The 13,026-nt window shown below is 35.0% G+C and carries 9 protein-coding genes; 5 read left to right on the top strand and 4 right to left on the bottom strand.

The features are described from left to right. Positions 1–48 precede the first annotated feature (48 nt). From RTY06_RS02605 to RTY06_RS02590, 4 genes are all read right to left on the bottom strand, one after another. The gene (locus tag RTY06_RS02605; RefSeq protein ID WP_312822585.1) at positions 49–639 is read right to left on the bottom strand and encodes a hypothetical protein; all 591 of its coding nucleotides are present in this window, start codon (positions 637–639) and stop codon (positions 49–51) included. Continuing rightward, positions 623–1,120, bottom strand: coding sequence for an RNA polymerase sigma factor (locus RTY06_RS02600; RefSeq protein ID WP_312822583.1), 498 nt, complete (start codon positions 1,118–1,120; stop codon positions 623–625). The genes RTY06_RS02605 and RTY06_RS02600 overlap by 17 nt, the downstream gene beginning before the upstream one ends. Before the next feature lie 119 nt (positions 1,121–1,239). Continuing rightward, positions 1,240–3,531: a T9SS type A sorting domain-containing protein gene (locus RTY06_RS02595; protein ID WP_312822582.1), complete on the bottom strand. Its 2,292-nt coding sequence runs from the start codon at positions 3,529–3,531 to the stop codon at positions 1,240–1,242. Positions 3,532–3,632: 101 nt separating this feature from the next. Next, a complete protein-coding gene (locus tag RTY06_RS02590) occupies positions 3,633–5,288 on the bottom strand; it encodes a tetratricopeptide repeat protein (protein ID WP_312822581.1) in 1,656 nt (551 codons plus the stop codon). A 351-nt stretch (positions 5,289–5,639) separates the two neighbouring features. Here RTY06_RS02590 and RTY06_RS02585 point away from each other — a divergent pair, with 351 nt between their 5' ends. From RTY06_RS02585 to RTY06_RS02565, 5 genes are all read left to right on the top strand, one after another. Continuing rightward, positions 5,640–6,647 (top strand): quinone-dependent dihydroorotate dehydrogenase, encoded by a 1,008-nt coding sequence (locus RTY06_RS02585; protein WP_312822579.1) that lies wholly within the window; start codon positions 5,640–5,642, stop codon positions 6,645–6,647. 125 nt (positions 6,648–6,772) lie between these two features. Beyond that, positions 6,773–8,113 (top strand): cytochrome ubiquinol oxidase subunit I, encoded by a 1,341-nt coding sequence (locus RTY06_RS02580; RefSeq protein WP_312822578.1) that lies wholly within the window; start codon positions 6,773–6,775, stop codon positions 8,111–8,113. Further along, positions 8,113–9,123, top strand: a complete 1,011-nt coding sequence (locus tag RTY06_RS02575) for a cytochrome d ubiquinol oxidase subunit II (protein ID WP_312822577.1) — start codon at positions 8,113–8,115, stop codon at positions 9,121–9,123. The genes RTY06_RS02580 and RTY06_RS02575 overlap by 1 nt, the downstream gene beginning before the upstream one ends. An 88-nt stretch (positions 9,124–9,211) precedes the next feature. Continuing rightward, complete coding sequence (locus tag RTY06_RS02570) at positions 9,212–9,634, top strand: DUF6646 family protein (protein ID WP_312822576.1); 423 nt, start codon at positions 9,212–9,214, stop codon at positions 9,632–9,634. A gap of 483 nt (positions 9,635–10,117) precedes the next feature. Then, entirely contained in the window at positions 10,118–13,024 is a 2,907-nt protein-coding gene (locus RTY06_RS02565; protein WP_312822575.1) for a SusC/RagA family TonB-linked outer membrane protein, read from the top strand. Positions 13,025–13,026 lie beyond the last annotated feature (2 nt).

The following is a 13,026-nucleotide window of genomic DNA, read 5'->3' as shown; positions in this document are numbered from 1 at the left end:
ACATATCAACAGAAAGTGCAGACTCATTAATCTGCACTTTTTTATAAATTACTCCTCAAAACCCTTTTCTAAACTTTCCAAAGAGTTGATAACCGCAGAAATCTTTTCTTTCTGCTTTTTCACTTGTTTCGGTCTTATGAAAAACCAAGTTATTGCCATCCAAAAAAATGTTAATCCATAAGATAAAATTATACCCAGCGAAGACATTAGTAAAGCAAATTCATAGAAATAAAACGCAAAACCTAATCCCAGCAAAATATAATAAATACTGATTCCTTTCGTCTGCATATAAATTTGCTGTTTCTCCAGCTTTTTTATCGCGCTTAGATATTCCTGATTGCTCGTAGAAGGATTAATTTTTCTGATGATGTTGATGTTTTGAGAAAACAAATAAGCATACATTCCAATTGCAATGAGAATCAGAATAATTCCAAATCTTGTAGTGAATAATTTGAAATCAACCAGATTCCAAATAACAATAATTCCGATTGCTGTCGCCAACATACAAGCCAACATTCTGATGTCAATCAAAAGCTGTTTTCTTTTGTAAGAATTAGCTTTTTTAATGATAGATTGGCTGTCCGGAGTTGTGGTTTCTTTCTGTTTCCAGATGTCCTGAAAATTATAATTGGTTTCCATACTTTCTGAATTTTTCGGTTAACTTTTCTTTGATTCTGTGGATTTTGACTCTTACATTAGCAGACGAAATTCCGACTACTTCAGCAATTTCTGCCTGTTTCATTTCTTCGAGTTCAAGGGAAATAATGATTCTCTCGAGTTCAGGTAATTCTGAGATGCATTGATAAAGAAAATCTGTCATCTTATCTTTTTCCAGCTTGTTGTCTTTTTCAGAATTATCTTTTATTTGATAAGGTAATTCGCTTTTGGGCATTCGTTTTTCGAGATTGATTTGCCTTAGACAAATGTTAGTTGCAATTCTATAAATCCAAGTTCCAACTGCTGACTCTTGTCGAAACTTTGGTAACTGCTGAAACACCGCAACAAAAGTTTCCTGACAAAGGTCTTTCGCCAAATCATCGTCATTCACATAACCCATACAAAGACGAAATATCTTCTTCCAGTAATCGTGATAAATGTCTTCGAAGTTTAAGTTCTGCATTAGTCCTTTTAAGAGTTTAGAGAAAGTTGAACAGAAAATGTTACAAATAAAAACAAAAAAAGCTTCTCAATTCGAGAAGCTTTTCCAATTAGTTTTCATCAATTCATTTTTACTAACTATTACTTTTTGATGATTTTTTTGTTTACGATGCTGTTATCAGCAGTTACGATTTTAAGAACATACACGCCTTTTGGAAGCTTAGAAACGTTCATTTCATTGCTCTTAGTTTCTAATAATTTTTTGCCATCCATATTGTAAAGAGCAACAGACTTCAGATTTTTGTTATCAATGTGAACAACATCTACAGCTGGGTTTGGATAAACTAACACTTTAGCTTTTTCTCCGGAAACTTCTCCCGTTGCAAGAACATCCAAGTCCAAACTATAACCTAATAATCCCAAATCAGCAGATGCAATATAGATATAGGCATTTTTATCAGAGAAATCTATCGATACAGAACTCGTTTCTGAATACAAAAGGTCTTTTCTATCAATGCTTTCCCAATTCGCACCATTATCTACAGAATAGTAAACATTGAATTGAGTGAATTGAGAAGTGTGAGTTACCGCAATTAGAACGCCTGAATTAACATCAGAATAATAAACTTTGTTCGCTACAAATTCCCCTGTTAGAGTCCAAGTTGCGCCTTTGTCATTGGAAACATAAACTCCGCTAGAAGTTCCAAGAGCCAATTGATTAGCATTTTTCGGATTCTGAACAATATCATAAACTGCTGATTCTGAAGGGAAAGAACTTCCTAAAGAAACTGGCGTCCAATCTGTTCCTCCATTTACAGTTTTATAAACTTCGGAACCGATTAAGATGAAGAATTCGTCAGAGATATTATTCGGATGCAAAATTTTGAAAACACTAGCTTGTGCAGGCAAAGGAATATTAGTGGTAACAATATTATTCGGGTCATTGAAATTGATTTTATCCAACTCGCCTTGTCCCCAATTATCAAAAGTTGCATAGATTTGATTATTAACTTGCGGGTCAGGAATAATATTGGTCAATCCGCTCGTAAAAGTTTCGAAAATAGTATTGGAAGTTGCTCCAAAATCATCACTTACAGATAATGTAGAACCCATAAATCCACCTTTGAAAGTATAAATCCTTCCTTCTGTTTTAGAATCAGAAATATAAGCTGGACCTCCACTGATACTTACAATATTAAGTGGCTGAATATTATAAGCATTTTCTGAATTATCCGCTAAATTTCTGTGAACAAAACCACTCTGAACACTATAGAACAAATGTTTCGCAGTTGAATTTTCGAACAAATTAACCCTTCCAGTTGAACTATAAAATGGTGTCTGAACCTGAGTCAAAGTTGTTCCGTTATCTGTAGAAAACAAAGGTTTGTAGTTTGCAGTAATGAACAATTCTCCCGCTTTGAAAGGATTGAAACTCGCTTTGATTCCATAATAATAACTGTCGAGATTATCATAAGGATATTCTACACTTTGCCAAGTTGCACCGCCATCTTTTGTAGAAATAATCTCGTCTTCTTCCAAAACAATCACGTGATTGTTATCGTGCGGATTGAATTTGATATCAATAATATCATTTAGAATTCCGTTAGTTCCAAACGTAACATTTTTATCTTCCCAAGTTGTACCGCCGTCCGAAGAATGATGAAGTTTTTCCGGCGTCATTCCAAAACTGATTCCTGTTCCAGCGTAGATTTCGTTCGGGTTATTCGGATTGAAAGCTAATGTACTCAGAACACTTCCTTCCAATTTTTCTGTGAAATTATCTCCGCCGTCAGTAGAGATTAATAAACCACCGTCGCGGTCTGTATTTCCGTTTCCGTTAGCGATATAGATTTTATTTTTATCAGTTGGACTAAAAGCCACATAGCTGGTGATGATATTATCGTTATCATCTACAGAATAATAGATTTCTTTCCAGTTTTCACCACCGTCATTAGTTGTATAAACTCTGTTTGCAGTTCCCCAGCCAAAAGGAAATTGAGAACTTACAATCAAAGTATTTTTATCATTTTCAAAGAAGTTATAAGCATTAACGTATGCTCCTTCTGAGAAATTTGGCATCGAAAAAGTTTTGGTAATAGTTTTTGATTGGATATCAAAAATATGCAATAAACCGATTCCGTTTTTCAAAGTTGAAAAAGATAAGAAAGAACCATCTTTACTGATATTCAATTTGGTAATATTTCCATATTCAGATGGTAAAGCATAGAAAACTTCCCAAGAAACACCATTGTCGTGAGAAACCAAAATGTGATTGGTAATGGTTGTGGCGTAAACTGTATTTTGTTCAGTTGTACTGTATGTAACTTGAAAGATTCTCCCGAATTCATTCTTACCCAAAACCTCAACTTGGGCATTCATTTTATTAGTGAAAAGTGCGAATAATAATCCCGCAAAAAAAGTAATTTTCTTCATATATCTAATTTTATAACCAAATGTTGTGATAAAAATTAGCAATGCAAAAAAAACTAACGGAAATAGTAGGACGATGCTTCAGAAATAAAGTGACATTTTTGTTAAATGCTTGTAATATAGGTGTATAAGTCTAGGTTTTCATCGTCGCCAATCTTCTTGGTAATTCTCTCTTTTCTCTTGCGACAAGCCTCTGGAGTGATGTTAAATATGGTCGAAATCTCTTTTACCGAAAGATTCATATAGACATAGGAAAGGAATCTGATGTCGTTGGAATTAAGGTCTGGATGAAGCTGTTTCAATCTGGAAAGAAAACCTTGATTGACTTCTTCGAAATGAACCAGAAAACTCTCTTCCTCGTGGGTTTGTTTCTGAAGAATTTTGAATTGTTTGATGATATTACTGATGTCCACGTTATTCAAATCGTCCGATTCTCTGGAAAGTGTATTGATGAGGTCGTCAATGAGTTCAATTTTGGTGGATAGTTGTAATGCTTTGGTTGTCAGTTTTCTGTTTTTGGCTTCGATTTCATTTTTATATTTTTCTTCTTCCAATAGAGCCGAAACTTCTTTTTCTTTTAATTGATTTTCAAGGATTTCCTTATTCTTTTTCTCTTTTTCGAGTTCCAGTTTTGCAATTTCAGCATTGTTTTGTTCGATGATTTTCTGCTGTTTGTTTTTGACGATGCTGTTTCTCAAAGCCCAAAAAATAATCGCAATAATAAAAATCGCCAACAAAATTCCTTTGATAAAATAAGAACGTTGAGTCGTCAGTTTTCCTTGACTTTCTGCTAAATCTTTCTGAGAATTCTGAAGTTCAAATTTAATTTTACTGTTCTCGAAAAGCTGTCCGTTTTTAATCCGATTCACCGAATCTTTCACAGCCATTATCGAATCTTTGTAAGCAACTGCGTGGTCGATATTATTCGCTTTTTTGTAAAGTTTGCTGAATCTCTCGAAAAGATTTTCCTTAAAATCATAATTCAAATTACTTTTCTCTGCTAATTCTAGATAATGAAAAGACTTTTGCAAGTCATTCTTATGTTCAGCAATCACAGAAAGATTGTAAAAAACCTGAGTTTTGTGTTCAGAATATTCTACGCCATTCAGTTTTGGTAAAAGTTCATTCGCAATTTTTTCCGCTTCGTCATATTTCTGAAGATTGACCAAAGTTTCCATATCAGTAGACTTCGCCAACAGATAATACGGAGAATTGACTGTCAGTTTCAGAGCTTCATCAATATATTTTTTTGCCGTTTTGTAATCACCTTTTTCGTTGTAAACAATCGTTAGATTAATCGCGTATAAACCTTTGGAAGTATTGTTGTTAACTTTCCCTGCGAGTTCGTAAGCTTTTGAAAAATATTCCTTGGCTTTGTCAATTTTGTTGTCTCGGGAATAGAGAATGGCGATGTTGTTCAGAACGGTCATTTCAGATTTTTCATCCAAATGAGCGACTGCAATTTTGTATGCATCAAGATAATTATTGAGTGCTTCGCCGTAATCCAATCGCATATAATAATTCGCGCCGATATTGTTTGTTGCGAGGAATTCTTCACGGTACCATTTGTTATCCTGAGCAATTTTTCGGGTTTTGGTAAGGATTTGCAAAGACTTGGTAAAATCCTTTTTGTTCATTGCTTCTACGCCTTCAATAATCATTTTTTCACAATCTTTTGGCGTGATTGCAAAAGCTTGAAAAGGCAGAAACAAAAGGAAAAATATATAAATTAAACTTTTATGAAAAGTATGTGGAATCATTTAAAATTTCGGATAAAATCTAAGTAAAGATATAAAGATTTTAGATTATTTTTCTTGAATTCTAAAATTGTAAGATTAATTTGAAATAAAATTTTATCGCAAGGTCAAACAAAGCTAGTTTTCCTCTTTTACTTTAGAAGTAAGACAAAGCCACTTCGTTTACTGAAGTAAATCAAAATTGTTTTACTTATTTAAGTTTTAAGCCTTTGTTTATCTAAAAAGGTCTAAGTTTGAAATTCTTTGTCTGACCTTGCGTTTAGAATTATAAAAACCAAGTGATAATTAATTTTATTTGATGAATATTGAAGAGGTTGTCATTGTAAAAACGTAAATTTGTAAAACTTTTCTCCGATGTACAAAAGCCTAATTCGTCCGATTCTTTTCAAATTTGACCCAGAAGAAGTTCATCATTTTACATTTTCTATTCTGAAGAATTTTGGATTTCTTGCCAAATTATTTTTACCAAAACCACTTGAAGATAAACGTCTCGAACGTGAAGTTTTTGGATTGAAATTCAAAAATCCTGTTGGATTAGCCGCAGGTTTTGATAAGGATGCAAAATTGTTTAACGAATTATCTAACCTTGGATTTGGATTCATAGAAATTGGAACTTTGACGCCAAAATCTCAATCAGGAAATGATAAAAAACGATTATTCCGACTGAAGGAAGATTCAGCGATTATCAACAGAATGGGTTTCAATAATGGCGGAGTTGATGAAGCGATTGAACGTCTGAAAAAAAACAAAAATGTTCTGATTGGCGGAAACATCGGAAAGAACAAAGTAACACCAAACGACGAAGCAGTCAACGATTACAAAATCTGTTTCGAGAAATTATTTCCTTTCGTTGATTATTTTGTGGTCAATGTCAGTTCGCCAAATACACCAAATCTCCGTGAACTTCAAGACAAAAAACCGTTGACAGAATTATTGTCAACGCTTCAAAACCTCAATCTTGAAAAGCCAAAACAAAAGCCAATTCTTTTGAAAATCGCTCCGGATTTGACAGATGAACAACTTTTGGATATTATTGATATCGTTAATGAAACTCAGATTGCTGGTGTTATTGCGACCAATACAACCTTGTCCAGAGATAATTTGGGTTCAGAAAATAAATCTGAAATGGGCGGATTATCAGGAAAACCATTGACAAAACGTTCTACGGAAGTCATCAGATTTTTATCAGAAAAAAGTGGAAAATCTTTTCCAATCATTGGTGTTGGTGGAATTCATACCGCGCAAGATGCTTTGGAAAAACTGGAAGCAGGCGCAAGTCTTGTTCAGCTTTACACAGGATTCATTTACGAAGGTCCGGAATTGATTAATGAAATCAATAAGGCAATTTTGCAAGGGAAATAAGAGATTCTTTGCACTTAAAAATTTAATATTAGAGAAATAAGTTCGGGAAGTATGACAATTGTCTTGACCAATCATAAATGAAACATTGAAATTAAACCTAACTTTACACAAACAAAATGTAGTTTATGGATGATTTTCTAGCTGCCAGATCTCAAATGGCGATGTCCTTGGGCTTTCATATCATATTTTCCTGTGTAGGTATGGTAATGCCTTTTCTGATGGCATTTTCACATTACAAATATCTCACGACCAAAGACGAGGTTTACAAAGGACTCACCAAAGCTTGGAGCAAAGGTGTCGCCATTCTTTTCGCAACAGGTGCGGTTTCTGGAACGATGTTGTCTTTTGAGCTTGGTTTGTTGTGGCCAAAGTTTATGGAATACGCAGGTCCGATTTTTGGGATGCCATTTTCTCTAGAAGGAACTGCCTTTTTTATTGAGGCAATTGCAATAGGTTTTTTCCTTTATGGTTGGGATAAGTTCAACAAATGGTTTCATTGGTTTTGCGGCTTTGTAGTTGGAGTAAGTGGATTAGCTTCTGGGATTTTGGTTGTAGCAGCTAATGCTTGGATGAACAGTCCTGCTGGATTTGATTATATTAATGGAGAATACCTTAACATCGATCCCATAAAAGCTATGTTCAACGAAGCTTGGTTTCCGCAGGCTTTTCATATGACGGTTGCTGCATTTGCGGCTACAGGATTTGCAGTTGCTGGGATTCACGCATTGATGATTTTGAAAAAACGAAATGTCAATTTCCATACAAAAGCCTTTAGGATTTCTGCAGGTTTTGCGATTATTGGGGCATTGCTCGCTCCTATCAGCGGAGATGTTGCTGCAAAATCTGTTGCTGTGAGACAACCCATAAAATTAGCCGCAATGGAAGCGCATTTCGAGACTGAAAAAGGTGCAAGTTTTGTCATTGGCGGTGTTCCTGACGAAGAAAATGAACAAATCAAATACGCTATCAAAGTTCCAAAAGTCCTGAGTTTTCTTGCTTGGGGCGATTTCGATGCTGAAGTGAAAGGTCTGAAAGATTTTCCAAAAGACCATTGGCCTCCGGTTGCGGTGGTTCATTATGCGTTTCAGATTATGATATTTTTTGGAAGCATAATGATGCTGATTGGTGTGATATACCTCATCGCCACTTTTTGGAAAAAAGAATGGCTCACCAAAAGCTGGTATCTTAAAACCTTTGTTGCAGCAATTCCGTTCGGTTATATTGCTCTGGAAGCGGGCTGGACAGTGACAGAAGTAGGCAGACAACCTTGGATTATTTACGGCATTATGAAAACCATTGATGCAGTAACTCCGATGCCGGGAATCCAATATTCTTTTTACTTCTTCACATTGATTTTCATTTCGTTATCATTAATTATCATTTTCTTACTATTAAGACAGCTGAAAATGGTTCCGAAATTATACGATCCAACCGACCCTAATTATAATCCTAAAAACAAGAAATAATGATTTACGTAGTTATTGCCTTTCTTTGGGTTTCCATCTGTTTATATATTATTACAGGTGGTGCAGATTTCGGAGCTGGGATCATCGAATTGTTTTCGAAAAAATCTTATCGTGACAAGACGAAAAAGATTATGTCCAAATCTATCGCACCAATTTGGGAAGCCAATCATATGTGGTTGATTATTGCGGTTGTAATTTTGTTTGTCGGATTTCCTACAATTTACACTACAGTTTCTACCTATCTTCATATTCCTTTGGTTTTGATGTTGATTGGAATCATCGCACGCGGAACAGCTTTTACATTTAGAAACTATGATGCTGTGGAAGACAGTTGGCAAAAGATTTACACACAGATTTTCTACTACTCTAGTTTGTTGACGCCTTTCTTTTTGGGAATTATTGCCGCTGCAACTATTTCGAGAAGTATTGATACCGAAGCAAAAGATTTCTTAAGTCTTTACATTTTCAGTTGGTTGAATCTCTTTGGTATATGTGTAGGTTTTTTTACAGCTTCCCTTTGTGCGTATTTAGCTTCATTGTTTTCCCTTCACGAAGCGAGATTCAGTGATGCTTTACCAATTATGGTTAAAAAAGCAAGAGAAACTGCGGTCTATGTAGTCATTACTGGGATTTTGGTTTTTATTAGTGCTTATTACTCGGATATTCCTTTGCTAAAATGGGTATTTTCCAAAGTCTTAGGAATCGTTGTAATTACAGCAGCAACGGTAAGTTTACTTTTTACAAACGAAGCTATCAAGAGAGAGAAGTTTTTAATCGTTAGATTTCTAGGTGGTTTTCAAATTATAATGATTCTAGTAGCAGCTACTTATCAACACAACCCTAATATCATTCTTTTCGCCAATGGCAGTCACCTTTCTTTGTTTGATGAGAGTGCAGCTCCCAAAACAATTTCTGCTCTAGGTTGGGCTTTGGTTTTAGGAAGTATATTTATTTTGCCTTTCCTCTTCTATCTATTAACTTCATTTGGTGACCAAAGTCGGAAAAAATAAAGAATAATAAATCCATAATAATGGTCGTTTCTCTGATAGTGGTTTTATTTTTGATATGGAAAACCAATTTAAAATTGAATAAAGAAGTATGAAAAAGTTGCTATTGACAATGGGTTTGTTTGCTGGAGTTTTATCTTACTCACAAGCTTGGAACGGGGCAGGTGACCAAAAAGTTCAAGGAGGTCTTAATATTTGGGGATTTGGGACAGGTATTGCTGGAAGTTATGATTATGGACTTTCTAAGCTCATCTCTGTTGGTGGTGGAGCGAATGTTTATTTTAATGAAGATGATGATAATCCTTTTGTTTTCGGGCGTGTTGGGTTTCACTTGCAAGAGGCTTTGGTATTACCTTCTAAGATAGATATCTATCCTGGCGTTAATGTTGGAGTTGCTGGTAGAAATTTCGGTTTAGGCGTTTATCTTGGAGCAAGATATTTTTTTACTGAAAACTGGGGCGCATTCGTAGAAGCTGGAAACAATGGAAGTTTTGGGGTTTCTTATTCTTTCTAAAAGAACAAAAATAATCATAGTAAAAACATCCGAAATCTCGTATGTTTTTTTGTTTAATATTTGGATGAGCAATCTTTAATTAAACACGTGTTTTTATTAATTAATTCTACCTTTCAAAAAAATAAGATATTGATTGGTATTTTTGACTAAAATCATCTAGATTTTGATAATACTTTACAGGATTATGATTTTCGTCATAATTTTTGTTTTTTCGGTTATTTTCTGTTTTTACTTCATTTTTAAGTGTTTTTTCTTTTCAATTTTTGAATCAAAATATGATTTTTTTATATTTAAAACATAAAATCTATTAATTTTTAATTTTTTTTAACTCTGTAAATCAGTTAGTTAATGTTTAGTTGTGTTTTTTTTGTTAACATATAAATAACAGATTATTGAAAAAGTGTTAATATAGGAAAAATAATTTTTGACACTGTGCAATCGATTGCATAGAATTCAATATTTAATGAAAAAAAACTTAGAGTTATGCCAAAAGAAAAATTCACGAAAACAGGTTTACATTTTCGGAAAAAAATTGCAGTCTTCTTTTTATTTTCCTCTACTGTAGCTTTTGCACAAGAAACTATTCCGACAGATACTGTAAGCAGTCCTGCAAAAGAGATTGAGCAGGTTGTTATAGTTGGTTATGGTAGTGTTAAAAAAACAGATGTGACAGGGTCTGTAAATACCATTGATTCTAAAATATTGGAAGAAAGAAACACAACTAGTCCTTTGGAAGCAATCCAAGGAAGTACACCAGGTGTCAATATCAGCTCCAATACAGGAAGAGCAGGTGATGGGTTTAGTATGGTCATCCGTGGTAACAACTCATTGATTAGTAGTAGTCCTTTATACGTTGTAGATGGTGTTCCAATGGACAATATTGATTTTTTGAATCCCAGAGATATTGCAAGAATGGATGTTTTGAAAGATGCGTCATCAGCGGCAATCTATGGTTCCAGAGGAGGTAGTGGAGTTGTGATTGTTACAACAAAGAGTGGCACATCCGCCAGACGAGGTCTTGCTGTCCAATTTGACACTTCTTTTGGTGTGAGGAATGCTGCAAGATTGCCCAAAATGATGACTGGTGAAGAATGGTGGAAATTTCATCAAGTAGCTTATATGAGTGCTACACCATTGACTCAAACACCAGAGCAATTGGCAACATTAGCAGGGAATCAAAGTCCACTTATGGTTACTAGAGCTATTAATGGTTATAACTTTGATTGGTATGATGCTGTACTAAGGCCAGGCTCTACACAAAACCATTATCTCAACCTATCCGGAAGAGCTGACAATGGATTGGCGTATAATTTGGCTTTTGGTGTACAAAAAGATGAGGGAATCATTGATAAAGATTCTAATGAAAAATATAATTTGAAACTTGGAATTACACATAAGATCAATGATAAGTTTTCAACTGGAGCCAATATTACTGTCGCAAAAATTGTAACAGAATTAGGTAGTGAACTTGCAATGCAAGAAGCTTTCCGACTTAGTCCTCTAATGTCACCATGGGCAATAGATGCCAACGGGAACGAACTTGTAGGGACCAAATTTTTCTTGCCAGGGAAGTTAACTTATCCTAATGGTGCTTGGGCAATTAACAAGACAAGTTCTCCAAATCCACTAAGCGAAATTGAAAATTCTAATCAAACGGAAAAGATCTGGCAAGGGATAGCGAATATTTATTTTCAATACCAACCAAAAAAATGGATCTCCTTCAAGACAACTTTTGCGACTGGATTCACAAATACTCAACTTGGAAGTGCTTATGGAGCAGAGACCAATGCAGGTGTAGCCTTAAATGGTCTTATATCGTCATCCATCAGAAGAAATGATAACTTCAACTATACTTGGGACAATCAGGTAGACATGAAGCATACCTTTGGTAATAACCATGATTTTAGTTTATTGTTGTTGCAAAGTCAATACTATAATGAAAATATAAGTTCTTACTCTTATTCAAATGGACAGCCTTTCAATACTGGTATTTATAATATTGGCTCCGGCGTACAAACGAGTTACCAAATCAATTCTGGATATACCAAGAAAACCTTGAACTCATTTGCCGCCAGATTGAATTATGCATACATGGGAAAATATTTAATAACCGCGTCAACCAGATATGACGGTTCGTCTGTTTTATCAGAAGGTAACAAATGGACCAATTTTCCATCTGTAGCATTGGGCTGGAGGCTTAGCAAGGAGCGCTTTTTGGAAAGTAGCAATATCATATCTGACTTGAAATTAAGAGCTAGTTTGGGATATACAGGAAATGATAATGTTGAACCTTATACGACTCAAGCAGCTCTTAACCAGCAAACGTTTTATGCAAATGGAGCCAACTTGGTTTCGGGCTGGCAAACTACGGCCTTGGCTAATAGGAATTTAACTTGGGAAAAAACAAGAGAGCTCAACTTTGGTTTAGATTTTGGGTTTTTGAAAAATAGAATAACTGGTACGGTAGATGTGTATGATAGGCTATCGAAAGATCTAATTTATCAACAGCAATTACCTGCAGAAACAGGATGGAGATATACGTTCTCCAATGTAGGGTCGGTAAGTAATAAAGGTGTCGAAGTATTATTAACAACCAAAAACATTCAAAAGGAAAGAATATCTTGGGAAACTACTTTTACATTTTCTAAAAATGTAAATGAGTTGGTTTCCATTTATGGTCAAGACCAAGTGAACGATATCGGAAATAATCTCATCATAGGAAGTAGTTTGAATCCAAATTACAATTACATATATGATGGAGTTTGGCAAGAAAGTGAAGCCGCACAGGCGGCTGTCTATGGGCAGAAGCCGGGAATGGCAAGACCAAAGGATTTGAATGGTGACGGTAAATTTGATGCCAACGATCGAACCGTTATCGGAAGCTCTGTTCCGAAATGGCAAGGTAGTTTTTATTCTAAATTGACATTCGGAAATTTTGACTTCAATTTCTCAGTAATCACAAGTCAGGGACAAACTGTACTAAGTACTTTTCATAGAAACTTTGCAGATACTACAGATAGAGGAAGACAGAAAATTGTGATGGATTACTTTATTCCTACCAATGGCGCTGGCATAGAAGCTAATCCTAATACAGAAAATCCTAGGCCGGGACCACAAGCTACTGGAGCAGGAGCTTTCTGGGCATCAGGAATGGCTTTTTACAGGGATGCTTCATTTGTAAAGGTTAAAAATATATCTTTGGGCTACACCTTTAGTTCTAATCTGTTGCGCGATTTGAAAATCAATGGATTGAGAATCTATGTGAATGTATTGGATCCTTTCGTATTCACAAAGTTTGACGGTTATGATCCGGAGTGGGCAGCTTCTCCGTTTGGTATCAATAGGCCAGCATCTATTACTACACAATTTGGTTTAAGTGCTAAATTCTAAAT

It is taken from the genome of Epilithonimonas sp. (genome assembly GCF_032055105.1).
Taxonomy (GTDB): domain Bacteria; phylum Bacteroidota; class Bacteroidia; order Flavobacteriales; family Weeksellaceae; genus Epilithonimonas.
Note: the sequence above shows the minus strand (reverse complement) of the source record. Positions and strands in the feature narration are given on the sequence as shown.